Annotated in this window: 27 protein-coding genes; 18 read left to right on the top strand and 9 right to left on the bottom strand. The window is 66.3% G+C overall.

Annotated features, from left to right (window positions below; all coding sequences use genetic code 11):
• Positions 1 to 49: 49 nt before the first annotated feature.
• The 15 genes from LC407_RS01340 (at position 50) to LC407_RS01270 (ending at position 12340) form a co-directional block, all read left to right on the top strand.
• Positions 50 to 598, top strand: coding sequence for an HAD hydrolase family protein (locus LC407_RS01340; RefSeq protein ID WP_140224780.1), 549 nt, complete (start codon positions 50 to 52; stop codon positions 596 to 598).
• Positions 595 to 1170: an LPS export ABC transporter periplasmic protein LptC gene (lptC, locus tag LC407_RS01335; RefSeq protein WP_223482048.1), complete on the top strand. Its 576-nt coding sequence runs from the start codon at positions 595 to 597 to the stop codon at positions 1168 to 1170. Before LC407_RS01340 ends, lptC begins: the two co-directional genes overlap by 4 nt.
• Before the next feature lie 105 nt (positions 1171 to 1275).
• Entirely contained in the window at positions 1276 to 1800 is a 525-nt protein-coding gene (gene lptA, locus LC407_RS01330) for a lipopolysaccharide transport periplasmic protein LptA (protein WP_025874018.1), read from the top strand.
• A complete protein-coding gene (gene lptB, locus LC407_RS01325; protein ID WP_025874019.1) occupies positions 1800 to 2519 on the top strand; it encodes an LPS export ABC transporter ATP-binding protein in 720 nt (239 codons plus the stop codon). Before lptA ends, lptB begins: the two co-directional genes overlap by 1 nt.
• Before the next feature lie 40 nt (positions 2520 to 2559).
• Positions 2560 to 3999, top strand: a complete 1440-nt coding sequence (locus LC407_RS01320; protein WP_100435910.1) for an RNA polymerase factor sigma-54 — start codon at positions 2560 to 2562, stop codon at positions 3997 to 3999.
• A gap of 58 nt (positions 4000 to 4057) precedes the next feature.
• Positions 4058 to 4375, top strand: coding sequence for a ribosome-associated translation inhibitor RaiA (gene raiA / locus LC407_RS01315; protein ID WP_004147311.1), 318 nt, complete (start codon positions 4058 to 4060; stop codon positions 4373 to 4375).
• A gap of 21 nt (positions 4376 to 4396) precedes the next feature.
• A complete protein-coding gene (locus tag LC407_RS01310; RefSeq protein WP_032977285.1) occupies positions 4397 to 4849 on the top strand; it encodes a PTS sugar transporter subunit IIA in 453 nt (150 codons plus the stop codon).
• Complete coding sequence (gene hprK, locus LC407_RS01305; protein ID WP_004147299.1) at positions 4846 to 5796, top strand: HPr(Ser) kinase/phosphatase; 951 nt, start codon at positions 4846 to 4848, stop codon at positions 5794 to 5796. The genes LC407_RS01310 and hprK overlap by 4 nt, the downstream gene beginning before the upstream one ends.
• Before the next feature lie 27 nt (positions 5797 to 5823).
• Positions 5824 to 6708: an RNase adapter RapZ gene (gene rapZ, locus LC407_RS01300; protein WP_032951584.1), complete on the top strand. Its 885-nt coding sequence runs from the start codon at positions 5824 to 5826 to the stop codon at positions 6706 to 6708.
• 416 nt (positions 6709 to 7124) lie between these two features.
• Positions 7125 to 7517: a PTS fructose IIA component family protein gene (locus LC407_RS01295; RefSeq protein WP_025874023.1), complete on the top strand. Its 393-nt coding sequence runs from the start codon at positions 7125 to 7127 to the stop codon at positions 7515 to 7517.
• Entirely contained in the window at positions 7510 to 7779 is a 270-nt protein-coding gene (locus tag LC407_RS01290) for an HPr family phosphocarrier protein (RefSeq protein WP_025874024.1), read from the top strand. Before LC407_RS01295 ends, LC407_RS01290 begins: the two co-directional genes overlap by 8 nt.
• Before the next feature lie 2 nt (positions 7780 to 7781).
• Complete coding sequence (ptsP, locus tag LC407_RS01285; protein WP_223482047.1) at positions 7782 to 9551, top strand: phosphoenolpyruvate--protein phosphotransferase; 1770 nt, start codon at positions 7782 to 7784, stop codon at positions 9549 to 9551.
• Positions 9552 to 9832: 281 nt separating this feature from the next.
• Positions 9833 to 11194: a magnesium transporter gene (gene mgtE, locus LC407_RS01280; protein WP_025874026.1), complete on the top strand. Its 1362-nt coding sequence runs from the start codon at positions 9833 to 9835 to the stop codon at positions 11192 to 11194.
• An 11-nt stretch (positions 11195 to 11205) separates the two neighbouring features.
• Positions 11206 to 11472 (top strand): hypothetical protein, encoded by a 267-nt coding sequence (locus tag LC407_RS01275; protein WP_025874027.1) that lies wholly within the window; start codon positions 11206 to 11208, stop codon positions 11470 to 11472.
• Positions 11473 to 11542: 70 nt separating this feature from the next.
• Positions 11543 to 12340 (top strand): prolyl oligopeptidase family serine peptidase, encoded by a 798-nt coding sequence (locus LC407_RS01270; protein ID WP_100436581.1) that lies wholly within the window; start codon positions 11543 to 11545, stop codon positions 12338 to 12340.
• 54 nt (positions 12341 to 12394) lie between these two features.
• On the opposite strand, the gene LC407_RS01265 is transcribed toward LC407_RS01270, so the two are convergent.
• The 4 genes from LC407_RS01265 to LC407_RS01250 all read right to left on the bottom strand — a co-directional run bounded on the left by LC407_RS01265 (position 12395) and on the right by LC407_RS01250 (position 15272).
• Positions 12395 to 12886 carry a transposase gene (locus LC407_RS01265; RefSeq protein ID WP_223482046.1) on the bottom strand — a complete coding sequence of 164 codons (492 nt, stop codon included), beginning with the start codon at positions 12884 to 12886 and terminating at the stop codon, positions 12395 to 12397.
• A gap of 392 nt (positions 12887 to 13278) precedes the next feature.
• Positions 13279 to 14229 (bottom strand): aspartate carbamoyltransferase catalytic subunit, encoded by a 951-nt coding sequence (locus LC407_RS01260; RefSeq protein ID WP_080149501.1) that lies wholly within the window; start codon positions 14227 to 14229, stop codon positions 13279 to 13281.
• A 16-nt stretch (positions 14230 to 14245) separates the two neighbouring features.
• On the bottom strand, positions 14246 to 14713 hold the full coding sequence (ruvX, locus tag LC407_RS01255; RefSeq protein ID WP_025874031.1) for a Holliday junction resolvase RuvX: 468 nt from the start codon (positions 14711 to 14713) through the stop codon (positions 14246 to 14248).
• Positions 14706 to 15272: a YqgE/AlgH family protein gene (locus tag LC407_RS01250; RefSeq protein ID WP_223482045.1), complete on the bottom strand. Its 567-nt coding sequence runs from the start codon at positions 15270 to 15272 to the stop codon at positions 14706 to 14708. Before LC407_RS01250 ends, ruvX begins: the two co-directional genes overlap by 8 nt.
• Before the next feature lie 81 nt (positions 15273 to 15353).
• Here LC407_RS01250 and LC407_RS01245 point away from each other — a divergent pair, with 81 nt between their 5' ends.
• Together LC407_RS01245 and LC407_RS01240 are read left to right on the top strand one after the other, a co-directional pair.
• The gene (locus tag LC407_RS01245; protein ID WP_223482044.1) at positions 15354 to 17165 is read left to right on the top strand and encodes a DUF4153 domain-containing protein; all 1812 of its coding nucleotides are present in this window, start codon (positions 15354 to 15356) and stop codon (positions 17163 to 17165) included.
• Positions 17162 to 17707, top strand: a complete 546-nt coding sequence (locus tag LC407_RS01240; protein WP_025874034.1) for a DNA-3-methyladenine glycosylase I — start codon at positions 17162 to 17164, stop codon at positions 17705 to 17707. The genes LC407_RS01245 and LC407_RS01240 overlap by 4 nt, the downstream gene beginning before the upstream one ends.
• A gap of 74 nt (positions 17708 to 17781) precedes the next feature.
• Here LC407_RS01240 and LC407_RS01235 read toward each other — a convergent pair whose 3' ends face one another.
• Positions 17782 to 18489: a YitT family protein gene (locus LC407_RS01235; RefSeq protein WP_025874035.1), complete on the bottom strand. Its 708-nt coding sequence runs from the start codon at positions 18487 to 18489 to the stop codon at positions 17782 to 17784.
• Positions 18490 to 18893: 404 nt separating this feature from the next.
• Positions 18894 to 19106, bottom strand: coding sequence for a DUF4287 domain-containing protein (locus tag LC407_RS01230; protein WP_032977298.1), 213 nt, complete (start codon positions 19104 to 19106; stop codon positions 18894 to 18896).
• A gap of 265 nt (positions 19107 to 19371) precedes the next feature.
• Here LC407_RS01230 and LC407_RS01225 point away from each other — a divergent pair, with 265 nt between their 5' ends.
• Complete coding sequence (locus LC407_RS01225) at positions 19372 to 20271, top strand: LysR family transcriptional regulator (protein ID WP_033830519.1); 900 nt, start codon at positions 19372 to 19374, stop codon at positions 20269 to 20271.
• Between the two features lie 129 nt (positions 20272 to 20400).
• Here LC407_RS01225 and LC407_RS01220 read toward each other — a convergent pair whose 3' ends face one another.
• The 3 genes from LC407_RS01220 to LC407_RS01210 all read right to left on the bottom strand — a co-directional run bounded on the left by LC407_RS01220 (position 20401) and on the right by LC407_RS01210 (position 23806).
• Complete coding sequence (locus LC407_RS01220) at positions 20401 to 21384, bottom strand: aldo/keto reductase (protein WP_223482043.1); 984 nt, start codon at positions 21382 to 21384, stop codon at positions 20401 to 20403.
• A gap of 141 nt (positions 21385 to 21525) precedes the next feature.
• Entirely contained in the window at positions 21526 to 22689 is a 1164-nt protein-coding gene (locus LC407_RS01215) for a PilT/PilU family type 4a pilus ATPase (RefSeq protein ID WP_049467229.1), read from the bottom strand.
• Positions 22690 to 22768: 79 nt separating this feature from the next.
• Positions 22769 to 23806, bottom strand: a complete 1038-nt coding sequence (locus tag LC407_RS01210) for a type IV pilus twitching motility protein PilT (RefSeq protein ID WP_004147099.1) — start codon at positions 23804 to 23806, stop codon at positions 22769 to 22771.
• Positions 23807 to 23866: the final 60 nt, after the last annotated feature.

The following is a 23866-nucleotide window of genomic DNA, read 5'->3' as shown; positions in this document are numbered from 1 at the left end:
CCATTCAGTCTGTACCAACGAGCCCGCAACCACCGAGTCCGATGCCCTGATGCCCTGGTCCCCCCTGCCCGCCTTCCCCACCCACCTGCATGCCGTTGCGGCCGGTATCCGCCTGGCCTGCTTCGACGTGGACGGCACCCTCACCGACGGTCGGCTGTACTACGACAAGGATGGCAACGAGAGCAAGGCGTACTTCGTGCAGGATGGTCTGGGCCTGAAACTGCTGCAGCAGCACGGCATCCACCCCGTGCTGATCACCGCGCGCAACAGCCAGTCCGCGCTCAAGCGCGGCGCCGACCTGGGCATCGACACCCAGATCGCCGTCGGCGACAAGCTGGCCAGCGTGCAGGCGCTGTGCGCCCAGCACGGCATCGGCCTGGACCAAGTGGCCTTCATGGGTGACGATCTGCCGGACCTGGCGCCGCTGGGCGCGGTCGGCCTGGCGGTGGCTCCGGCCAATGCCCACCCGTGGATCGCCGAGCGCGTGCACTGGATCACCCGTGCCGACGGAGGCCGTGGTGCCGCGCGCGAGCTGTGCGACGTGCTGCTGGCCGCGCAGGGTCGCGTGGACGCCGTGCTGGCGAGGTTCGGCGCATGAATGCCCCCACCCTCAACTGGCGGATGATCCTCGGCGTCTGCCTGCTGCTGGCCGCCCTGCTGAGCAGCTGGGCGGCGCTGCGCAACCGCGAAAAGGCACCTGCCGCCGAAGGCCAGGACGCCGGCGTGGACTACATCCTGCACGATTTCCAGATCGTCGCCCTGGACGAACATGGCAAGGAATCGACCACCCTGCGCGCGCCCCTGCTGGAACGCCAGCGTGGCGACCAGACGCTCAACATCACCACGCCGCTGTTCGAAATGCCCGACAAGGACGGTAAGCACTGGACGCTGCGCGCCCAGACCGGCTGGCTCAGTGCCAAGGGCGACGAGATGAAGCTGCGGGGCAACGTCGCCGGCGACAGCCCGGCCGGCCCGGGCGTGGTCCCGACCACCTTCCGCACCGACCACCTGGATGTATTCCCGAAAGACAACCGCGCCCGCACCGATGCCCTGGTGACCATGACCCGGCCCGGCATGGAGCAGTCCGGCGTCGGGTTCGAGGTGGATTCGAAGAACAACACGTATCATTTCCTCAGCCAGTCCAAGGGTCGTTACACGCCCAAGCGCTGATTCCGCCGCCCGCCCGCGACGTCTTCCCGACAGGCGCGAAGCCGGCAGCCCCCACCCGCCGCCCCCGGTCCCGCCGGAGGGCCACCACCGGTAGAACGGACCCCGATGAAGATTCCCTTTGCAGCCGTGCTCGCACTCAGTCTTCTTGTCCCCGCTGTCGCCTTTGCCAAGTCGACGGACCGCAACGAAGCGATGAACATTGATTCCGGTGCGCAGTCCGGCACCCTCACCGGTGATGGCAAGACCGTGCTGTCCGGTGGCGTGATCATCACCCAGGGCACCCTGGACCTGCGCTCGTCCGAAGCGGAGATCTACCTCAAGGGCGGCGAAGCCGTGCGTGCGGTGTTCACCGGCAAGCAGGCCAAGATGAAGCAGCAGCTCGACGATGGCACCTGGATGGATGCGGTGGCCGACCGGATCGACTACGACATCACCACCGAGATCATCACCCTGACCGGCAACTACAAGGTCACCAGCGCGCGCGGCACCAATGCGGGCCAGCGCATGGTCTACAACACCCGCAGCGGTGAAATGAACTCCGGCGGTGATGGCAGCCGCGTGCGCACCGTGATTCCGCCGAAGAACAAGACGCCTGCTGCCGCTCCGGCTCCGGCTGGAGGCAAGAAGTAATGCTCGTCGCAACTGGCCTGCGCAAACGCTACAAGCAGCGCGAAGTCGTCAAGGACTTCGGGCTGACCCTGGACGCCGGTGAAGTGGTTGGCCTGCTCGGTCCCAACGGCGCCGGCAAGACCACCTGCTTCTACATGATCGTCGGCCTGGTCGGTGCCGATGCCGGCAGCATCGTGCTGGACGGCAAGGACATCACCGGCGACCCGATGTACACCCGCGCCAAGCAGGGCGTGGGCTACCTGCCGCAGGAACCGTCGGTGTTCCGCAAGCTGACCGTGGCCGACAACCTGCGCCTGGTGCTGGAACTGCGCGAGGACCTGGATTCGGCGGGCCGCGAGCGCGAACTGAACAGCCTGCTCGACGAACTGCAGCTTGGGCATGTTTCCGAACAGCTCGGCGCCAGCCTGTCCGGTGGTGAGCGCCGTCGCTGCGAGATCGCCCGTGCACTGGCCGCCAAACCGCGCCTGATCCTGCTCGACGAACCCTTCGCCGGTGTCGACCCGATCTCGGTCGGCGAAATCCAGCGCATCGTCACCCATCTCAAGCAACGCGGCATCGGTGTGCTGATCACCGACCACAACGTGCGCGAGACCTTGGGAATCTGCGACCGCGCGTATATCCTCGCAGAGGGCACCGTACTGGCCCAGGGCTCGCCCGAGGCGATCCTGGACAATGCCGACGTGCGTCGCGTCTACCTTGGGGACTCCTTCAAGCTGTAACCGCGGCCGCCGGGCCCTCTCCCTTCCGTTCGGCACAGGCATGAAGACTCGGCTGCAGACATCGTTGGGACAGCAGCTGGTGCTTACGCCCCAGCTGCAGCAGGCGATCAAGCTGCTGCAGATGTCCACGACCGAGCTGGAGCTGGAAATCGCCCAGGCGGTGGAGAGCAATCCGCTGCTGGACTGGTCGGACAGCAGCGACGAAGGCGCCGGTGTCGACAAGGACGGCAGCAGCGAGGACGCGGGCGGCGACAATGACGCCCCGCCCGACAACGCTGAAAGCAGCGGCGACGACTGGGCACCTGCCGAGCTGGACTGGAGCAGTGGCGGCAGCGGCGGCAGTTTCGATGACGACGACGACAACGGCAGTGCCGCCGAACGCGTTGCCGAAACCGAAACCCTGGCCGACCACCTGCTGTGGCAGCTGCACCTGACCCACCTGTCCAAGCGCGACCGCAGCATCGGCGCCGCGCTGATCGATTCATTGGAAGACGACGGCTATCTGCGCGAGCCGCTCTCGGCCATCGCCGAAGCGCTGTTGCCGGCGATCCACGCCGGTGAAGACGAAATCCTGACCGTGCTGCACCAGATCCAGCGCTTCGACCCCGTAGGCGTGGCCGCACGCAGCCTTGGCGAATGCCTGCAACTGCAGCTGGACGTGCTTCCTGCTGATACCCCGTGCCTGGCCCTGGCCCGGCAGGTTGCCGCCGGCCCACTGGAACAACTGCCGCGCTCGGGCGTGACGGGCCTGGCCCAGCAGTTGAAGCAGCCGCTGGCCGAGGTCGAGACCGCCGTGGCCCTGCTGCGCTCGCTGGACCCGCGCCCCGGCACCCAGATCGCCCCGCTCGCCCAGGACACCTACGTGGTGCCCGACGTCGTCGTATGGCGGCAGAACGGCATCTGGCGCGCCGCGCTGGCCGCCCATGCCGGCCCCAAGCTGGTGATCCACCGCGGTTACGAGCAGATGATCCGCCGCTGCGGTGACGCGGATGCCGGTTATCTGCGCGGCCAGCTGCAGGAGGCACGCTGGCTGCTGAAGGGCCTGCAGGCGCGAGGCGAGACGCTGTTGCGGGTAGTGCGAAGCCTGATCCAGCAGCAGGCCGGCTTCCTTGAATTTGGCGAACAGGCATTGCGCCCGCTGACCCTGCGCGAGATCGCAGCCGAACTGGGCCTGCACGAATCCACCGTATCGCGCGCGATCGCCCGCAAACATGTGCGTACGCCACGCGGCACCTTGCCGCTGCGCGCCTTCTTCGCCTCGGGCATCGACACCGACGGCGGCGGCGAAGCGTCCAGCACCGCCATCCAGGCCATGATCCGGCGCCTGATCGATGACGAGAACCCACGCAAGCCGCTTTCTGACGCCAAGCTGGCTGACCTGCTCAAATCGTCGGGAATCCCAGTAGCGCGGCGCACCGTGGCGAAGTATCGTGAGGCCATGAACATCTCCGCCTCGCACGAAAGAGTCAGAATCGTTTGACGCGCCGCCGCGCCCGGCGGAGAGGTTCATTGGCACATCCGATCAAAGGAGAAACCCGATGCGCATCGAAACGTTTGGCAAAGATGTCGAAGTCACCCCGGCCCTGCAGTCCTATGTAGAGGAGAAGCTGGCCCGGATCGGCAAACACTTCGACCAGCACTGCGAAGCGCGGGTGACGCTCAAGCTGCAGAAGACTGAACACCACGTCGATGCCAGCCTCAATATTCCGGGTCAGACCCTGCACGCTGAAGCCAATGCGCAAACCATGTATGCGGCGATCGACCTGCTGGCGGACAAGCTTGACCGCCTGGTGATCAAGCACAAGGAGAAAAAACAGCAGCACGCACCGCTGCCGGTGGGCGACAATGGTGGCTGATCGCCACCGCTCCCCGCAGACATGCCCCTGACTGACCTCCTGGCGGCCGTGCAGACCCAACTCTGCACGGCCACCGACCGCGACAGCGTCCTGCAGGCCGCGGCCGGATTGCTGGCCTGCCGCCAGGCCAACGCCGAACAGATCTATCTCAACCTGTGCCAGCGCGAGGCGTTGGGCAGTACCGCGATCGGCTACGGCATCGCCATCCCGCATGGTCGTGCGCCGACCCTGGATCGCCCCCGTGGCGCGCTGCTGCGTCTGCAGACCCCGGTCGATTTCGGTGGTGACGAGCCGGTGGACCTGGTGTTCGCCATGGCCGTTCCCGCCCACTACACCCATCAACACCTGATGCTGCTGTCCGAGCTGGCCGAGCTGTTTTCCGCGCCCTGCATCCGCCAGGCGCTGCGCGAGGCCGGTGATGCACGGGAGCTGCGCCAGGCCCTGGACCTGACCCCACCGGCGAGCGCCGCATGAATACCAGCATCACTGCCCGCGAACTGTTCGAACAGCAGCGAGAGCGGCTCGGCCTGCGTTGGGCAGCGGGCAAATCCGGCGAGAAGCGTGAGCTGGAGGCCGGCAATACGGTCTCGCGACGCCCTTCGCTGGCCGGCTATCTCAATGCGATCTATCCCAACAAGGTGCAGATCCTCGGTACCGAGGAACTGTCCTGGCTGGACGCGCTGGAACCACGCCAGCGCTGGGAAACCATCGAAAAGATCATGCAGTCGCATCCGCTGGCGCTGGTGCTGACCCGCAACCAGCCGTGCCCGGAAGACCTGCGCGCGGCCGCGGATGAATCCGGCACGCCGCTGTGGTTGTCACCCAAGCGCGGCCACGAACTGCTCAACCACCTGTCCTACCACCTGGCCCGGACGCTGGCGCCGCGGGTGATCCTGCATGGCGTGTTCATGGAGATCTACTCCATCGGCGTGCTGATCACCGGTGAAGCGGGATCAGGCAAGAGCGAGCTGGCCCTGGAACTGCTCAGCCGCGGTCACCGCCTGGTGGCCGACGACGCCCCCGAGTTCACCCAGATCGCCCCCGACGTGCTCGATGGCACCTGCCCGGAACTGCTGCAGGACCTGCTGGAAGTGCGCGGCCTGGGCGTGCTGAACGTGCGCGAGATGTTTGGCGACACCGCTGTAAAGAAGAACAAGTACCTTCGGCTGATCGTCCACCTGACCAAGCCGATGACCGAGCCCACCCCCCATGGTTACGAGCGCCTGACCGGCGACTCGGGCACGCGCCACGTGCTGGACCTGGACGTGCCGCTGATCACCCTGCCGGTGATGCCCGGCCGCAACCTGGCCGTCCTGACCGAGGCGGCCACCCGCCTGCACATTCTGCGTACCAAGGGTATCGACCCGGCGGCGATGTTCATCGCCCGCCACAGCAACCTGCTGGAACGGCGAACGCCCTGACCCCCCTGTCCTTCGAAGAGCCCGTCCATGAGCACCGTCATTCCCACCGCCCCGACCCTGATCATCGTCAGTGGCCTGTCCGGCTCGGGTAAATCCGTCGCCCTGAAGACCTTCGAGGACCAGGACTACTACTGTTCGGACAACCTGCCGATCCAGCTGCTGCCGGATTTCGTGCGCAATGTGCTTAGCCACCATGACGGCGCGGCATCGCGCCGGTTGGCAGTGGGCATCGACGTGCGTGGGCAGAGCGACCTGACCCAGTTGTCCAGCTGGCGGCAGCTGGCCACCGATGCCGGCGTCGACGCCAAGGTGCTGTTTTTCGAGGCCAGCGATGAAACGGTGCTCAAGCGCTACGCCGACACCCGCCGCCGGCACCCGCTGAGCCAGCTGGGCCTGTCGCTGCCCGAAGCGATTGCCCGTGAGCGCGAGCTGATCGCGCCGCTGCGCCGCGAAGCCGATGCGGTGATCGATACCAGTGCGTTGAACGTGCACCAGCTGCGGCGCCGGATCATCACTGAATTTGCGATGGGCCATGCCAGCCGCCTGTCGCTGCTGTTCGAATCGTTCGCCTACAAGCGTGGCGTACCGGCCGAGGCCGACTTCGTGTTCGACGCGCGCGTGCTGCCCAACCCGCATTGGGATCCGGAACTGCGTGCGTTGAGCGGCCGCGAGCCGGGCGTGCGCGACTACCTGGAGGCGCAGCCGGATGTGCAGCGCTACCTGGCGCAGCTGATGGATTTCCTGGATACCTGGCTGCCCAAACTGGGCGATGGCACCCGCAGCTATGTGACGGTGGCCTTCGGTTGCACCGGCGGCAAGCACCGCTCGGTGTTCCTGGCCGAACGCCTGGCCCGCCATGCGCGTGAGATGGGCTGGGAAGACGTGGCGACGTACCACCGCGAACAGGATTGACAGGGTCGGCCGGGCTGCGCCCGGCACCCGCAGAAACCACGGCAACGTCAACAGCAACAGCAACAGCCGGATTACGTGGGACGGCGGGGTGGGTCCGGTGGCGGGGGACGCCGTAAACCCATCCTTGGGGGCTTGGCCGCGGCATCCATGCCGCGGACACCCCCGCCACCGGACCCACCCCGCCTTCGACAGATAGCGGCGCATCGTCGTTTGGCTGTTGGTGGGTGTCGACCTTGGTCGACACGGTAGATCCACGCCATGCGTGGATGAATCTCTATCAGGCATCGAGAAAACGGATGGAGTCGGATCCCTTTTTCAACGAAAAAGGGCTCTGACCCGAACAACGCTGAATACGGGACACAGTGCCCCTCTCCTGCTGCTATCGCCAATTCACCTTGACCTGTTAACGTGCAGTAATGACCTGTGGCATTCTCCTCGTAACACATCCTGGGGTCGGGATCGCCCTGCTCGACGTGGCGACCCGGCTTCTGCGGCAGTTGCCGCTGAAGACCGAAGCTTTCGAAGTACCGTTCGACGCAGACCTGGATGCTCTGCTCCCGCTCGCCTCGGCCGCTCTGCGGCGGGTCGATGGGGGCGATGGCGTGCTGATCCTGACCGACCTGTACGGCGCCAGCCCTGCCAACCTTGCCGGGCAGCTGGCCCGGTTGGGGACCCCGGTTCGCCGGGTGTCGGCGCTGAGTCTGCCGATGTTGCTGCGGGTGATGAATTATCCGGAACAGGGACTGGATCAACTGCCCGCCACTGCGGCGGCGGGCACCCGTAATGGAGCGATAGTCGACGATGCTTGAACGAGAACTCACTGTGAGCAACCGCCTGGGCCTGCATGCCCGGGCCACCGCCAAGCTGGTGCAGACCCTGGCGCCGTTCCGCTGCAACGTGACCATGGCCGCCAAGGGCCGTGAGATCAACGCCAAGAGCATCATGGGCGTGATGCTGCTGGCGGCAGGGCAAGGCACGCCGGTCACCATCCGCATCAACGGCGAAGACGAAGTCGCCGCGATGGATGCAGTGGTCGACCTGTTCGAGCGTCGCTTCGACGAGGACAACTGAGCGTGCCGCGCGCGCGCGCCGGCCAAACCCCTACCGGCCAACGGCCGGTACAGCTGCTGGCCGGCCACGGCGCCGCCCGCGGCACGGCAATGGGCCGCGCCCGCGTGCGCCTGCCGCATGCACTGGAAGTAGCCGAACAGCGCGTCGGCCCCTCCCAGGTTGAATCCGAGCTGGCACGCCTGCATCGCGCCGTGGACGCGGCGCGCACGGAGATGCACGAGCTGCGCCAGCGCCTGCATGGCGCGCTGAACCAGGAAGTGGGCGAGTTCCTCGACCTGCATGCACTGCTGCTGGACGATCCCGAACTGCTGTTCGGCCTGGACGAACTGATCCGCAGTGGTCCCTACAGTGCCGGCTACGCGCTGCGCCTGCAGCGCGACCGCCTGGCCAAAGTCTTCGACGGCATGGACGATGCCTACCTGAAGAGCCGCATGGACGATCTCGACCATGTGATCGGGCGCATCCACGCGTTCCTGCAGCCGGAACGGCCCACAGCGGTGAAGGGCCTGGCCGGCGAAATCCTGGTCTGCGACAACATCGCCCCTTCCGAGCTGGCCCAGCTGCAATCGCACGGTGTGGTCGGCATCGTCACCAGCGCTGGCAGCGCGCTTTCGCACAGTGCGATCCTTGCCCGCAGCCTGCACCTGCCGTTGATCGTCAGCGTGCCGCAGCTGCTGAACAAGGTGATCGACGGCGACGTGCTGATCATCGATGGCGCCGACGGCAGCATCACCGTCAACCCGCAGGCCGATAACCTGCGTGATTACCGGGCGCGCCTGAAGGAGCACGCACGCGAGCAGCGCGAGCTCGGCCGCCTGCGCAGCAAGCCCAGCCGTACCCGCGACCAGGTCGACATCGCACTGCTGGCCAACGCCGAATCGCTGGAAGATGTGACCCAGGCGCATGCGCTGGGCGCCCATGGCCTGGGCCTGTACCGCACCGAATTCCTGTTCCTGCAGCGCAACGAGCTGCCGGACGAAGAAGAACAGTTCCAGACCTACCGCGATGCGGCGCTGGGCATGAGTGGCCGGCCGGTGACCATCCGCACCCTCGACCTGGGTGCAGACAAGGCCGACCGCACCGGCCTGACCCTGAGCAACGAGGAAAACCCGGCGCTGGGCCTGCGCGGCGTGCGCCTGTCGCTGGCGCGGCCCAAGGTGGCCGACACCCAGATGCGCGCGATCCTGCGTGCCTCGGCCTACGGCAAGCTGCGCGTGCTGGTGCCCATGGTCAGCACCCGCGACGAACTGCTGGCGGTACGCCGGCGCATGCTGAAACTGGGCGAGCAACTGCGCGCCGAGGGCCACATGGTGGCCGAGCATGTGCCACTGGGCGCGATGGTCGAAGTACCCGCCGCCGCGCTGGCGCTGGAGAGCTTCATCGATCTGGTCGACTTCCTGTCGATCGGCACCAACGATCTGGTGCAGTACCTGCTGGCCGCCGACCGCAACAACGAAGCACTGGACGAACTGTATTCGCCGCTGCATCCGGCCGTGCTGCGCCTGCTGCAGATGGTGATCGAGACCGGCGCACGCCATCGCATTCCGGTGGCGGTATGCGGCGAAATCGCGGGCGACGCACGGATGACCCCGCTGCTGCTGGCGCTGGGCCTGACCGAGTTCAGCCTGCACCCGGGCACCCTGTTGGAAGTGCGCCGAGCCGTCCGTGATGCCGATCTGGGGGCCCTGCGTGCCCGCGCACCGAAGCTGCTGGGCATGCGTGACCGCCGCGGCATCGAGCGCTGGCTGGCGCTTGTGGCGGACGCGTCCTGACCCCCGCGCTACGCGCTCGCCGGGCACGGCCCGGCGCTACCGCCGCGTGTCACCTTTGGTAGCGCCGGGCCATGCCCGGCGGATTCGATCTGGGGCAGCAGCCCCTTGTTGTTCAAGGAGCGCACCGACAGGCGGGGGATGAGGTGGCATGCGTGGACCCCAGTGGCCTGTGGCCAGCGGGGTATGCGCTGAAACATCCCCTTGCGATAATGACGCGCTGAACACCCCTGTTGCCGCATCCTTGCTGGGATCGCGGCTTTTCTTATCCCGCGGGAGCTGCGATGGCTGAGGCCGTACGCCACGACAAGACTGCGCGCCAGTTGCGGATGCTGTCCGATGCACTGGACAGCGGTCGGCTGGGCCCGGTACGCCGTCTGGTCAATACCCTGGCGCCGGCCGAGATCGGCAACCTGCTCGAATCGTTGCCGCCGGGCAAGCGCGAGATCGTCTGGGGCCTGGTCGATCCGGAAGACGATGGCGAGGTGCTGGTCCACGTCGGCGACGACGTGCGCGAAAGCCTGCTGGCGGACATGGACCCGGACGAAATCATCGCCGCGGTCGAAGACCTCGACATCGACGATCTGGCCGACCTGGTTGAAGACCTGCCGGACACGGTCATCGACGAAGTCCTCAAGTCGATGGATCGCGAGAACCGCGAGCGCCTGGAGCAGGTGCTGTCCTACCCCGAGGACAGCGCCGGCCGCCTGATGAACCCGGACGTGGTGACGGTACGCGCCGACGTCAACGTCGATGTGGTGCTGCGCTACCTGCGCCTGCGCGGCGAACTGCCGGACCACACCGATCACCTGTTCGTGGTCAGCCGCCGCCACCAGTACCTGGGCCGCGTGTCTCTGGCCTCGCTGGTGACCCACGAAGACACCACCCCGATCAACCGCCTGATCGACGATGAGCAGCCTGCCATCGATGTCGGCGAGAGCGACCAGGAAGTGGCGCGGCAGTTCTCCGACCATGACTGGATCTCCGCGCCGGTGGTGGATGACAACAACATCCTGATCGGCCGCATCACCATCGATGACGTGGTCGACATCATCCGTGGCCAGGCCGAGCACCAGGCGCTGGGCGCTGCCGGCCTGGACGAGGACGAGGACCTGTTCAGCCCGGTCTGGCGCGCGATGCGCCGCCGCTTGATGTGGCTGTCGGTGAATCTGTGCACGGCCTTCCTGGCCTCCAGCGTGGTCGGCCACTTCGAGGGCACCATCGACAAGCTGGTCGCCCTGGCGGTGTTGATGCCGATCGTCGCTGGCCTCGGCGGCAACGCCGGCACCCAGGTGCTGGCGCTGATGGTGCGCGGCCTGGCACTGGGCCAGGTCGGCAGTTCCAACGCACGCACGCTGCTGTGGAAGGAAGTGCGGGTGGCCCTGCTCAATGGCGTGGTGCTCGGTTCGGTGCTGGGCCTGATCGTGCTCGCCTGGTTCCACTCGCCCGGACTCTCGGCCGTGATCGCCATCGCGCTGACCTGCAACCTGTTGTTCGCGGCACTGGCCGGCGTGCTGGTGCCCCTGGGCCTGAAGCGCTTCGGCTTCGATCCGGCGCTGGCCAGCGGCATCTTCCTGACAGCGGTGACCGACTCGATGGGCTTCTTTACTTTCCTCGGCCTGGCCACCATGGTCCTGCTGCACTGACTGGAACTGCCATGGCAACGACGATCGAAAACTACTTTGCACCGGGTTGGCGCGACCAGCTTCACACCTGTGCCGCCTGCGAGTGGAAAGGCAGTTCGCGGGCAATGGTGATGGAACTGGACGAGGACGCCACCGAGTATGTGTGCCCGGTGTGCGAGAACCCGTTGCTGGTGGTGCTGCACCCGGACATGGCGCAGGTGCAGGCCGCGGCCGCAGGCGGCAATGCCGAAGCACAGGAGCAGCTGGAGATCATCGCCAGCTTCCCGCGCCCGCAGTGATGCGGCGCACGATGCCGGGCCGGTCGCGGCGCACTACCATCGAGGCGACATCGCCCTCATGGGAACCGCCATGCTTCGATCGCTTCTGCGCTGGCTGCCGCTGCTGGCCCTGCTGATGTTGACCGGGTGTGCCAGTACGCCGCCCGGTGCCCGCGGCCACTTCGAGGCACGTGCGGTGAAGGTGGACGGCGACACCGCCTACTACCAGGTGTTCATACCGGCCGCCGCCGCGCGCGCGGCTGGTCCGCTGCCGGTGGTGCTGTTCCTGCACGGCTCCGGCGAGCGCGGCGGCGATGGCGTGAAGCAGACCCACGCAGGCCTGGGCCCGTACCTGCGTCGGCACGCGGCCGACTTCCCCGCGCTGGCGGTGTTTCCGCAGGTTCCCGGCGACGAGGAATGGAGCGGCCGCAACAACCGGGTGGCGATCGCGGCACTGGATGCCACGATTGCCGAATTCGACGCTGACCCGGCAAGGCAGTACCTGACCGGAATGTCGATGGGCGGCTATGGCAGCTGGAACATCGCGCTGGACGATCCGAAGCGCTTTGCCGCGATCGTACCGGTCTGCGGTGCGGTGCTGGCACCACGTGCGGTACGCCCTACCCTGTTCGTCGAGCAGGTGGCGAACGAAGCGGATCCCTATGCGGTGATCGCGCAACGGTTGCAGCGCACCCCGATCTGGATCTTCCACGGCGCGCTGGATGATGTGGTGCCACCGGATGATGATCGCCGGCTGCATGCCGCGTTCCAGACCGCCGGCGCGCGCGACGTGCGCTATACCGAGTACGCGGAAGGCAACCACAATGCCTGGGATGCCACCTACGCCGACGCGGCGATGTGGGCGTGGCTGTTCGCCCAGAAGCGCTGAGTCACGGTCCCTGCTGGAAAACGTATGTCGGTGGGTGCCGACCGTTGGTCGGCACTATCTCTCCAATCCAATGTGTTCAATTGCCTGGAACCTCCCTTCGATCTCCCATCGACACCACGCATGGGGATATTCACCAAGCTGTGCGGTCAGCCCTGCCCTGATCGGATTCCCCAACACGTACATCGCATGCCGGTACAGTGATTCATCGGAGCGGATCGCGTGATCGTGATAGCTCGATTGCCAGAATCGCCCTGATCGGCCGAACATGCGGTTGATCCGCAATGCACTGCTCGATTTGAAGCGTTGCATGATGTAATCCAGCGAGAACGCGCGGAGTTCCACAAGCCAATGGATGTGGTTCGGCATGACCACATAGGCAAGTGAGTGTGTCAGGCCTTCAGCATCGATGCGGCGGACCACGTCCATCACCACCTGCGCGGCAGTGGCATCGTCGAAGTAGCGTCGACGCCCCTGAGTGACGGTGGTCAGGATGTAGGATTGCCCGATCCGGGAATGGCGGCCAAGGCATAGACGTGCACGGTTCATGGGCACAAGCGTGTGCCTACCGGCAGTGCCCTTCTATCGGGCAACTACTCCGATGCAGGTAGGCCTGTAGCCAATCAATGGTTGCGCCCAGCGCTTCACGGGACTGATTGCTCTGTGCCGACCAACGGTCGGCACCTACCGAGGCAGTTCGAGGTGATTCCCCTATGTGCCGACCAACGGTCGGCACCCACCAAGGCAGTTCGAGGTGATTCCCCTATGTGCCGACCAACGGTCGGCACCTACCGAGGCAGTTCGAGGTGATTCCCCTATGTGCCGACCGACGGTCGGCACCCACCAAGGCAGTTCAAGGTGATTCCCCTATGTGCCGACCAACGGTCGGTACCCACCAAGGCAGTTCAAGGTGAATTCCCACCCAACCGGGACGCGGGGTATCAACCCAGCAGGGTTTCCAGCACGGCCATGCGCACGGCAACGCCGTTGGCGACCTGGCGCAGCACCCACGACTGCGGGCCGTCGGCCACTTCGTCGGTCACTTCCACGCCGCGGTTGATCGGCCCCGGGTGCAGCACGGCTGCGTCCTTGCCGGCGCGGGCCAGGCGTGTGGTGTTCAGGCCGTACTGTGCGTGGTACTGCTCCAGCGACGGCACCAGGCCTTCTTCCATGCGCTCGCGCTGCAGGCGCAACATCATCAGCGCGTCGACGCCTTCCAGCATCGCGTCGAAATCATCACCGACCACGCAGCCCTTGAGGGTGTCGTCGTCAGGCAGCAGCGACTGCGGGCCACATACGCGGATCTCGCCCACGCCCAGCGTGCGCAGGGCATGCAGGTCGGTGCGGGCCACGCGCGAGTGCTTGACGTCACCGACGATCACCACCTTCATCTTCGAGAAGTCCGGGCCCTTGGCCTGGCGCAGGGTCAGCATGTCCAGCAGGCCCTGGGTCGGGTGCGAGCTGCGGCCGTCGCCGGCATTGACCAGCGCGGTGCCCTCGCCCGCCACCGCAGCCAGCGCCGCCACGGCGCCGTCATCGGGGTGGCGCACGACGAAACCACGCACGCCCATCGCTTCCAGGTTCTTCAGCGTGTCGCAGGCGGTTTCGCCCTTGCGCGTGGACGAGGTGGAGGCGTCGAAGTTCAGCACGTCCGCACCCAGCCGCTGCGCCGCCAGATGGAACGAGCTGCGGGTACGGGTGGAAGGTTCGAAGAACAACGTGCACACCGCCGATCCGCCCAGCACGTGGCGCTTGTTGCCGACACGGCCGACCGCGGCATCGCGGATCTGGCCAGCGCGGTCGAGCAGTTGCACCAGGGTGTCGCGGGGAAGACCTTCAAGCGTCAACAGGTGGCGCAGGCGGCCGGAGTCATCGAGTTGCTGGGCGGTCATGGCGGGGTTCGTATCGTCAGGGAATGGGAATGGCGTCGTCCGGCGACGACAACCAGCGGTCGATGATCACCGCCGCAGCCACGGCATCGAGCGCAGCCGCGTCGCGGCGACGCTTGCGCCCTTCGGCGCGCTCGACGGCGAAGCGGCGGGCGGCCTCGACCGAGCTGGAACGCTCGTCGATCATCACCACCGGCAGCTTGAAACGTTCCCGCAGCTGGCGGGCAAAGCCCTGCGCGCGCTTGCGGTTGGGCTGGTCCTGGCCGTCCAGGGTCAGCGGATCGCCGACCACCAGGCCATCGGGCTTCCATTCCTTGAGCAGGCGTTCGATCGCCGCCCAGTCGGGGCCATTGCCGTGCACATCGACCACGGCCACCGCGCGTGCATGCGCGGCGAAGGCACTGCCGATCGCCACGCCGATCCGGCGCGAGCCGACATCGAAACCGAGTACGGTGCCATCGCGACGGATGAGGGCCGGCTCAGACATGGCCGCTGTAATCGGTCAGCCGGAACAGATCGACGCCAATGCGCGACGCGGCGCCCTGCCAGCGCTGTTCCAGCGGCAGCTGGAACACCAGTTCGGCATCGGCCGGCACGGTCAGCCAGCTGTTTTCGGACAGTTCGCTTTCCAGCTGGCCGGCACTCCAGCCCGCGCAGCCCAGGGTGACCACGGCATTGGCCGGGCCTTCGCCACGCGCCATCGCCTCGAGGATGTCACGCGAGGTGGTCAGGTACAGGCCGTCACCGACGACGAGGCTGGAATCCCACGCGCGCGCGTCGTCATGGATGACGAAGCCACGCTCGGGATGCACCGGTCCGCCATTGAGCACCGGACGCGCCTGCAGGACGCCATCGCCGGTAGCGATCTCCATCTGCGCAAGCACTTCGCCCAGGGTGTACTCGGACGGCTGGTTGACCAGCACCCCCATTGCCCCGTTCTCGTCGTGCTGGCAGATCAGCGCGACGGTGCGGGCGAAGGTGGCGTCGATCAGCGACGGCAGCGCCACGAGCAGGTGATTGGCGAGGGAAGTCGGCGTTACTGGCATGGGCGCCATTCTAACCGCTGCGACCGGATGCGGGCGCGAAGGGATGGGCTAGGATGGCGCTCTTGCAAGGAGGACGACCCGATGCAGCAGGATGCAACGCTGTCATGGCCCACCCGCAGCATGATCGTGTTGATCGCACTGCTGCAGGGGCTGATGCTTTTCGCGGCCCAGGAACTGGCGGATCAATGGCCGTTCCGGGACATCGGCTGGCGCTACTGCTGGTATGCCTGGGTATTGACCGTGCCCACCGCAGTGGCCTTGACGCTGGTCGATCTGAAGGCCTGGCGCCTGTGGCTGCACGCCGGGTTGGCCTCGTTGCTGGTCCTCGCGCTGGCCGCCTGGACCGCCTGGAACCTGAGCGGAGAAACCGCGCTGTATGCGGCCGTGCTGCAGGTTCCGCTCTCGATCTGCCTGGCCGTTGCCACGTTCATTGCCCTGCCGTGGTGGCAGTTCCGCCTGCATGCCGGACATTGGCGGGCCGACTATGGCGCATTGTTCGAACGCGCCTGGCAGAACGGGCTGACCCTGGTGCTGGCGGCGGTGTTCACCGGCTTGACCTGGCTGCTTCTATGGCTGTGGGCGGCGCTGTTCCGGATGGTCAAGGTCGACTTCTTCCACGTCCTGTTCGGCAGCGATGCCTTCATCGCCTTGGCCACCGGCATGCTGGCAGGCTTCGGCGTGCTGATCGGGCGCACCCAGCATCGCGCGATGCAGATCACCCGCCAGGTGCTCTTCGCGATCTGCCGCGGCCTGCTGCCATTGCTGTCGTTCATCGCGGTGCTGTTCGTGCTGTCGCTGCCGTTCACCGGGCTGGCGCCGCTGTGGGCCACGCGTTCGGCCGCCAGCCTGCTGCTGGTGCTGGCGGTGCTGCTGATCAGCCTGGCCAACGCGGTCTACCAGCACGACGACGGCACCCCGCCCTACCCGGCATGGCTGCGCCGGCTGGTCGAGGCCAGCCTGCTGGCACTGCCGATCTACGCCGGCCTGGCGCTGTATGCGATGTCCCTGCGGGTCAGCCAGTACGGCTGGACCCTCTCGCGCTTCTGGGGCGTGGCGGTGGCAGTGCTGATTGCCGGCTATGCCATCGGCTACGCCTTCGCCGCACTGCGCCGGCACGGGCGTTGGCTGCATCGGCTTGAGCCGGTCAACCGCGGGATGTGCTGGGCCGTGCTGGCAACCGCACTGCTGGCCATCTCGCCGGTGATCGACCCGGTGCGCATCACCCTGGCCAGCCAGATGAAGCGCCTGCGCGCCGATCCGGCGTTGATGACTGCGGACGCCGCAAATCAGCTGCGTTTCGAGCTGGGCCGTCGAGGTGTGCAGGCGCTGCGCACGCTGCAGAAAGCATCGTCATTGGCGGCCGACACGCGCGCCTCCAGCATCATCGTGCAGGCCCTGGCCCGGCAGAAGCGCGAGTCACGCTGGGATAACGACATCGACGATGGCGTGCGCGACCTCGCCAGCCTGAAGTCACGGATCGTGCAGGCCAAGGGCACCGCCTCGCCAGCCGATGACTGGTGGCAGGCGATACTGGACCGTCGCTTGCACGTGGGCGATTGCCTGGACGACGACAAGACCGGCGACAACCGCTGCGTCACCCTGCGCCGTGACCTGGACGGCGATGGAGAAGACGACGTGCTGCTGTGCATGACCAGTCTGTACAGCGGTCCGCGCTGCCAGCTGCACGTGCGTGAACCGGCTGGCTGGAGAAAGGAGGGTGATGTTTCCTTCCAGGACGTTGACCAGCGCACCTCGGACGGGGCCCCACAGGCCCTGCGCGACGGCCGCCTGACCATGCAGCCGCCGCGCTGGCCGACGCTGCTGCTTGACGGCGCGGCGGGCCAGCTGGAGATTGATCGCAGCAACGACCGCGCGGAGGCGGCCACACCATGAGCGGATACTGCCGCATCGCCCCGGGCCATCCGGTGCACGAGTACTACCACGCCAATGAATATGGCTTCCCGCAGCGCGATGAGCGTGAACTGTTCGAGCGCCTGCTGCTGGAGATCAACCAGGCCGGCCTGAGCTGGGAAACCATCCTGAAGAAGCGCGAGGGATTCCGCGCGGCCTATGACGCGTTCGACGTTGATCGCGTCGCCGCCTACGCCGAGCAGGACATCGAGCGCCTGCTGTCGGACCCGGGCATCATCCGCAACCGCTTGAAGGTGCTGGCGGCGATCCACAACGCGCAGGTGATCCAGCAGCTGCGCCAGAGCCACGGCAGTTTCGCCGCCTGGCTGGACGCACACCATCCGCGCAGCAAGGCCGACTGGGTGAAGCTGTTCAAGAAGACGTTCCGCTTCACCGGTGGCGAGATCACCGGCGAGTTCCTGATGAGCCTGGGCTACCTGCCGGGCGCGCATGCCGAGGACTGCCCGGTGCATGCAACGCTGCTGAAGCTGGCACCACCGTGGGTACAGGCAGCGCGCGGCTGATGCGCATCCGCCGGGCATGGCCCGGCGCTACCGGGGCGCGTGGCGCCTGGGCAGGCGATCCGCCGAATGCGGAATCAGACGCCCATGTAGCGGCCCGGGCGGTGGTTGAACATCAGCACCAGGCTGAGCACCACCGCACCGATGGCCGAGTACATCACTTTGGACGGCGACAGCACGAAGAACGCGGCCACCATCAGGCACGCATCGAAGGACATCTGCACCTTGCCGGCGCTCCAGCCGCGGGTGCGCTGCAGGTACACCGCCAGGATGCCGATGCCGCCGAGGCTGGCGCGGTGGCGGATGAAGAACAGGATGCCCAGCCCGGACAGCGCGCCACCAACCAGCGCCGAGTACAGCGGCGCGATATGCGAAAAGTCCGCCCAGCGCGGCAGGATGTCGGTGAGCAGGCCGCAGGCAGTGACCGCTGCGAACGTCTTCAGGGTGAATTCCCAGCCCATGCGGCGCACGGCCACCCAGTAGAACGGCAGGTTGACCAGCACGAACACCAGACCGAAGTTCCAGCCCATCGAATAGTGCAGCAGGAAAGCCATGCCGGCCATGCCGCCGATCATCAGCCCGCCCTTGGCGAAGATCGCCAGGCCCAGTGAGGCCACGAGCATGGCCAGCACCATGCCCTGCACGTCCTCGGCGACCGAGTGGCGCAGCGCCTTCTCATCGGCGGGGGTGCCGGCAACATCGGGCGGCGGGGTCAGCGGGCCAGCGGTGACCAGGTGGCCGTCAGCGTCGTCGCACGGCGCCGGGCCATGGGATTGGAGGGACATACAGGTGGGGGCACTACGGGTGGGGAGCGGTATTAGACACGATCTGCATGACAGTTGCAGATGAAATCGTTCAGTTGGGAGTTGCGGCGAACGGCGCAGCCCCTCGTGGCTGGGCGGCGTAATGCAGTTCAGTGGCTTGGCCAGGCGGGGTGAGGCTGCGGGGGACGCCGTGAACCCGTCCTTGGGGACTTGGCCGCGTCTTGCTCGTGTGCGCTGTCCTGCGCACACGGCAAGACCGGGGTTGGGCGTCCTGCCCAACCCGCCCGAGGCATGCCTCGGGCCCATGCCGCGGACACCCCCGCAGCCTCACCCCACCCGGCCTTGGACAGGTTCCGTGCGCGTCCAGCCACGTAGAGAGAAAAGAAGAGCAGAAGCGGGTCGCTTCGCTAGGTGGAGCGGTTGTCTCAGCGCTGGGTGGCCAGGTGGTGGGCGACCAGGGCGTTTGCGTGGCCATGGCCCAGCCCGTGCTCGGATTTCAGGAAGCTGACCAGTTCCATGTGCTTCAGCCCCGGCCGTTTGGCCAGCAGCGCCAGCCAATGCGCCACCGGCTGCCCGTAGGTCTTTTCGATGGAAGGAAAATAGGACGCCGGGCCCTTGGGTTTGCTGTCGGTGCTCATGTGCTGCTCCCTGTTGTTTGGAAAGTACCCATTCGACGAACCACAGAACCACAAATCGACATGGCGCATTAGCCGAACAACCCCGGCAGCACCTGGCACGCATCCACGCATGGCGCGGATCTACGTGTCGACCAAGGTCGACACCCACCAAGAGCAGGCCATGCCGCTCCACAGGAAGCCCGCTGTTGCTGTTGCTGTTGCGGTTGCCGGCTCGCGGCCGGCATTACCGCAGGCGCCGGGCGCAGCCCGGCCGTATCATCCCCTCATGCCGCGTGAAAACCTCAACGACCTGCAAGCCTTCGTCCACGTTGCCCGCGAAGGCAGCTTCACCAAAGCCGCTGCCCAGCTGGGTGTCTCCCAGTCCGCCCTCAGCCACGCCATGCGCGGGCTGGAAGAGCGACTGGGCGTGCGCCTGCTGACCCGCACCACCCGCAGCGTCGCCACCACCGAGGCCGGTGCCCGCCTGCTGGAAACCCTGGCCCCGCGCCTGGCAGAGATCGAAGACGAACTGGCCGCGCTGGCCGAGTACCGCGAGCGCCCCGCAGGCACCATCCGCATCAACGCCACCGGCCACGCCGCCGAATACCTGGCCTGGCCCAGGCTCGCGCCGCTGCTGCAGCAGTACCCGGACCTGAAGGTCGAGCTGACCACCGATTACGGCCTGGCCGACATCGTCGCCGAGCGCTACGACATCGGCATCCGTCTCGGTGAGCGCCTGGCACGCGACATGGTGGCGCTGCCGATCAGTCCGCCGCTGCGCATGCGCGTGGTGGGGGCACCGTCGTACTTCCGCCAGCACGTGGCGCCGGTGCATCCGCACGATCTGGCCGCGCACAACTGCATCACCCTGCGCCTGCCCACCCATGGCGGCCTGATGCCGTGGGATTTCGGTCAGGATGGCAATGAGCTGAGCATCCGCGTCTCTGGTCAGTGGACCTTCAACACCATGGGCATGACGCGGGCTGCGGCGCTGGCCGGCAGCGGACTGGCCTGGCTGCCCGAAGACCAGGTGCAGGCGGCCCTGCTGGAAGGCCGCCTGCAATCAACACTGGATGACTGGTGCCCGCACTTCGATGGCTACTACGCGTATTACCCGTCACGCCGGCATGTCACCGTGGCGATGCGTACGGTGCTTGATGCGCTGCGCGGGCCGATGGTGGGGTGAGGCGTGCGGACCAACGGTCCGCACCCACCACAGGACGAGAGTCCGCACCCACCACAGATCGAAAGTCCGCGCCCACCAAAGATCGAAAGACCACACCCAGCACAGGACGAAAGTCCGCGCCCACTGCGATCAGCCCTTGGCCTGCGCTGCGCGCTGCGCGTTGTAGCGCTCGCCGACGATGGCGATCTCCTGCAGCGTCTGCGCGATGCGCTCCAGCTCGGCGGGAGACAGCTGCAGGTCGGCGGCGGCAAGGTTCTCTTCCAGGCGATGGATCTTGGTCGTACCCGGAATCGGCACGATCCACGGTGCCCGCGCCAGCAGCCAGGCCAGCGCGACCTGTGCCGGGGTGGCGCCCCGCGCCGCCGCGATCGTGGTGATGCGGTCAACCAGCGCTTGATTGGCGCGACGCGCTTCCACTTCGAAGCGTGGCACGGTGTTGCGGAAATCGTTGTCGGCGAAGGTGGTGTCGGCGTTGATCGCGCCAGTCAGGAAGCCGCGACCGAGCGGGCTGAACGGCACGAAGCCGATGCCGAGTTCCTGCAGCGCCGGCAGCAGTTCGCGTTCCGGTTCGCGCCACCACAGCGAGTACTCGCTCTGCACTGCGGCCACCGGTTGCACGGCATGCGCGCGACGCACCGTGGCGGCGCTGGCTTCGGACAAGCCGAAGTGGCGCACCTTGCCCTCGGCGATCAGGTCACGCACGGTGCCGGCCACATCCTCGATCGGCACGTTCGGATCCACGCGGTGCTGGTAGAACAGGTCGATGTAGTCGGTGCGCAGGCGCTTGAGGCTGGCTTCGGCCACCGCACGGATGTTCTCCGGACGACTGTCCAGGCCGGTGTCGACCTGTGCGTCCTTGAAGCCGAACTTGGTGGCGATCACCAGCTTGTCGCGGTGCGGTGCCAGCGCCCTGCCGAGCAGGTCTTCGTTGGTATATGGACCATAGACTTCGGCCGTGTCGAAGAAGGTCACGCCGCGTTCGACCGCGGCGTGCAGCAGGGCGATGCCCTGGCTCTGCTCGACGGCAGGACCGTAGCCGTGGCTCAGGCCCATGCAGCCCAGGCCCAGGGCGGAGACTTTCAGGCCGCTGCGGCCGAGTTCACGTGTCTGCATCGTCGTGCTCCAGTAGGGGAGCGATGACGATACGCCTGCAGGGGCAGCGGATTGAACGACCTGGATGGCAGTCGGTCATGACTGGATCTCATGAATGCCGTCCTGCCATCCATCGCACTGCCGCCGGCAGCGGCACCGTCGTTACCGGACCTCTGAAATCTCCACGCCATCCAACCCCTGCGACAGGGTGCGGGCATCGCCGCCCTGGCTGAGCTTGATGCGCAGGCGCACTTCGTTCTGCGAATCGGCGTAGCGCAGTGCGTCCTCGTAGCTGATCTCACCGGCCTGGTACAGCTCGAACAGGCTCTGGTCGAAGGTCTTCATGCCCAGCTGGACCGATTCCTTCATCAGCTCCTTCAGCTTGTGGATCTCGCCGTCGCGGATGTAGTCCTGCACCAGCGGCGTGCCCAGCAGGATCTCCATCGCGACCTTGCGCGAACGGCCATCCGGCGAAGGAATCAACTGCTGCGCGACCACGCCCTTGAGGTTCAGCGACAGATCCATCAACAGCTGGTTGCGGCGATCTTCCGGGAAGAAGTTGACAATGCGGTCCATCGCCTGGTTGGCATTGTTGGCGTGCAGCGTGCACAGCACCAGGTGACCGGTTTCAGCGAAGGCGATGGCATGGTCCATGCCCTCGCGGGTACGCACTTCGCCGATCATGATCACATCCGGCGCCTGGCGCAGGGTGTTCTTCAGCGCGGCTTCCCAGCTGTCGGTATCGATGCCGACTTCGCGCTGGGTGATGATGCAGCCCTCGTGCTTGTGCACGAATTCGATCGGATCTTCGATGGTGATGATGTGCCCGGTCGAATTCTGGTTGCGGTAACCGATCATCGCTGCCAGCGAGGTTGATTTACCGGTACCGGTAGCGCCGACGAACAGGATGATGCCGCGCTTGGTCATCGCCAGCGTCTTGATGATCGGCGGCAGGCTCAGCTCTTCCACGGTGGGAATGCGCGTCTCGATGCGACGCAGCACCATGCCGACCTGGTTGCGCTGGTAGAAGCAGCTCACGCGGAAGCGGCCGACGCCGGACAGGCCGATGGCGAAGTTGCATTCGTGGGTCTTCTCGAATTCCTCGCGCTGCGCCGGCGTCATCACATTCAGCACCAAGTCGCGGCTCTGCTGCGGCGTCAGTGGCGTCTGGGTGATCGGCGAAATCTTGCCGTTGACCTTGATCGCCGGCGGCATGCCGGCGGTGATGAACAGGTCCGAGGCGCGCTGGTGCGCCATCAGCTTGAGGAACGAGGTGAAATCGATGGTGGTCGCGGTGGTGTTCACGGCGGGCTCCCAATGGGGCATGTACCAGGAATCGGTCGGTGGAGGAAACAGCGCGGGGCCGGCGACGTATTCGCGCGCCCTGCCCCGCCATTGCCTCGCCTTACTCGAACAGACGCTTGTCCTTGGCGTATTCGCGGGCCTGGTTGCGGGTGATCAGGCTGCGCTTGACCAGGTCCTGCAGGTGCTGGTCCAGGGTCATCATGCCGTACTGCTGGCCGGTCTGGATGGCCGAATACATCTGCGCCACCTTGTCCTCGCGGATCAGGTTGCGGATGGCCGGGGTGCCCACCATGATTTCCCACGCAGCGGTACGACCGCCGCCGACCTTCTTCAGCAGCGCCTGCGAAATGACCGCGCGTAGTGATTCGGACAGCATCGAGCGCACCATCGGCTTTTCGCCGGCCGGGAACACGTCGATGATGCGGTCGATGGTCTTGGCCGCCGAACTGGTGTGCAGGGTGCCGAACACCAGGTGGCCGGTTTCCGCGGCGGTCAGCGCCAGGCGGATGGTTTCCAGGTCACGCAGTTCGCCGACCAGGATGATGTCCGGGTCCTCACGCAGTGCCGAACGCAGCGCTTCATTGAAGCCATGCGTATCGCGGTGCACTTCGCGCTGGTTGATCAGGCACTTCTGCGAGGTGTGCACGAATTCGATCGGATCCTCGACGGTGAGGATATGGCCGTATTCGTTCTTGTTGATGTAGTCGATCATCGCCGCCAGCGTGGTCGACTTGCCCGAACCGGTCGGGCCGGTCACCAGGATCAGGCCCTGCGGCTGCTGGATCACCTCGCGGAACAGCGGCGGGCAGGCCAGGTCTTCCAGGGTCAGCACTTCGGACGGAATGGTACGGAACACCGCACCGGCGCCACGGTTCTGGTTGAACGCATTGACACGGAAGCGCGCCAGCGACGGGATCTCGAAGGAGAAATCGACTTCGAGGAATTCCTCGTAATCGCGGCGCTGCTTGTCGGACATGATGTCGTACACCAGCGCGTGGACCTGCTTGTGGTCCAGGGCTGGAATGTTGATCCGGCGAACATCACCGTCCACGCGGATCATCGGCGGCAGGCCTGCGGACAGATGCAGGTCGGACGCTTTGTTCTTTACGGAAAACGCCAACAGCTCGGCGATATCCATGAGCGGCTACTCCCCAATAACGGCTTCGACTGGAAGGATCTTTCCCCGGGCGGCAGTATA

It is taken from the genome of Stenotrophomonas sp. OVS01A, assembly GCF_019969775.1.
In the GTDB taxonomy this organism is placed as follows: domain Bacteria; phylum Pseudomonadota; class Gammaproteobacteria; order Xanthomonadales; family Xanthomonadaceae; genus Stenotrophomonas; species Stenotrophomonas indicatrix.
The sequence above is the reverse complement of the archived record's forward strand: the minus strand, read 5'-3'. Positions and strand labels throughout refer to the sequence as shown.

Coding starts and splice junctions, on each gene's coding strand:
- LC407_RS01230 (WP_032977298.1), bottom strand. CDS start 19,106: ATGAGCACCGACAGCAAACCCAAGGGCCCGGCGTCCTATTTTCCTTCC.
- rapZ (WP_032951584.1), top strand. CDS start 5,824: ATGAGCACCGTCATTCCCACCGCCCCGACCCTGATCATCGTCAGTGGC.
- LC407_RS01275 (WP_025874027.1), top strand. CDS start 11,206: ATGGCAACGACGATCGAAAACTACTTTGCACCGGGTTGGCGCGACCAG.
- LC407_RS01210 (WP_004147099.1), bottom strand. CDS start 23,806: ATGGATATCGCCGAGCTGTTGGCGTTTTCCGTAAAGAACAAAGCGTCC.
- mgtE (WP_025874026.1), top strand. CDS start 9,833: ATGGCTGAGGCCGTACGCCACGACAAGACTGCGCGCCAGTTGCGGATG.
- LC407_RS01295 (WP_025874023.1), top strand. CDS start 7,125: ATGACCTGTGGCATTCTCCTCGTAACACATCCTGGGGTCGGGATCGCC.
- LC407_RS01260 (WP_080149501.1), bottom strand. CDS start 14,229: ATGACCGCCCAGCAACTCGATGACTCCGGCCGCCTGCGCCACCTGTTG.
- lptA (WP_025874018.1), top strand. CDS start 1,276: ATGAAGATTCCCTTTGCAGCCGTGCTCGCACTCAGTCTTCTTGTCCCC.
- ruvX (WP_025874031.1), bottom strand. CDS start 14,713: ATGTCTGAGCCGGCCCTCATCCGTCGCGATGGCACCGTACTCGGTTTC.
- LC407_RS01290 (WP_025874024.1), top strand. CDS start 7,510: ATGCTTGAACGAGAACTCACTGTGAGCAACCGCCTGGGCCTGCATGCC.
- LC407_RS01235 (WP_025874035.1), bottom strand. CDS start 18,489: ATGTCCCTCCAATCCCATGGCCCGGCGCCGTGCGACGACGCTGACGGC.
- LC407_RS01340 (WP_140224780.1), top strand. CDS start 50: ATGCCCTGGTCCCCCCTGCCCGCCTTCCCCACCCACCTGCATGCCGTT.
- hprK (WP_004147299.1), top strand. CDS start 4,846: ATGAATACCAGCATCACTGCCCGCGAACTGTTCGAACAGCAGCGAGAG.
- LC407_RS01265 (WP_223482046.1), bottom strand. CDS start 12,886: ATGAACCGTGCACGTCTATGCCTTGGCCGCCATTCCCGGATCGGGCAA.
- LC407_RS01220 (WP_223482043.1), bottom strand. CDS start 21,384: ATGCAGACACGTGAACTCGGCCGCAGCGGCCTGAAAGTCTCCGCCCTG.
- LC407_RS01215 (WP_049467229.1), bottom strand. CDS start 22,689: ATGCCCCATTGGGAGCCCGCCGTGAACACCACCGCGACCACCATCGAT.
- LC407_RS01310 (WP_032977285.1), top strand. CDS start 4,397: ATGCCCCTGACTGACCTCCTGGCGGCCGTGCAGACCCAACTCTGCACG.
- LC407_RS01225 (WP_033830519.1), top strand. CDS start 19,372: ATGCCGCGTGAAAACCTCAACGACCTGCAAGCCTTCGTCCACGTTGCC.
- lptB (WP_025874019.1), top strand. CDS start 1,800: ATGCTCGTCGCAACTGGCCTGCGCAAACGCTACAAGCAGCGCGAAGTC.
- LC407_RS01270 (WP_100436581.1), top strand. CDS start 11,543: ATGCTTCGATCGCTTCTGCGCTGGCTGCCGCTGCTGGCCCTGCTGATG.
- lptC (WP_223482048.1), top strand. CDS start 595: ATGAATGCCCCCACCCTCAACTGGCGGATGATCCTCGGCGTCTGCCTG.
- LC407_RS01240 (WP_025874034.1), top strand. CDS start 17,162: ATGAGCGGATACTGCCGCATCGCCCCGGGCCATCCGGTGCACGAGTAC.
- LC407_RS01320 (WP_100435910.1), top strand. CDS start 2,560: ATGAAGACTCGGCTGCAGACATCGTTGGGACAGCAGCTGGTGCTTACG.
- raiA (WP_004147311.1), top strand. CDS start 4,058: ATGCGCATCGAAACGTTTGGCAAAGATGTCGAAGTCACCCCGGCCCTG.
- LC407_RS01250 (WP_223482045.1), bottom strand. CDS start 15,272: ATGCCAGTAACGCCGACTTCCCTCGCCAATCACCTGCTCGTGGCGCTG.
- LC407_RS01245 (WP_223482044.1), top strand. CDS start 15,354: ATGCAGCAGGATGCAACGCTGTCATGGCCCACCCGCAGCATGATCGTG.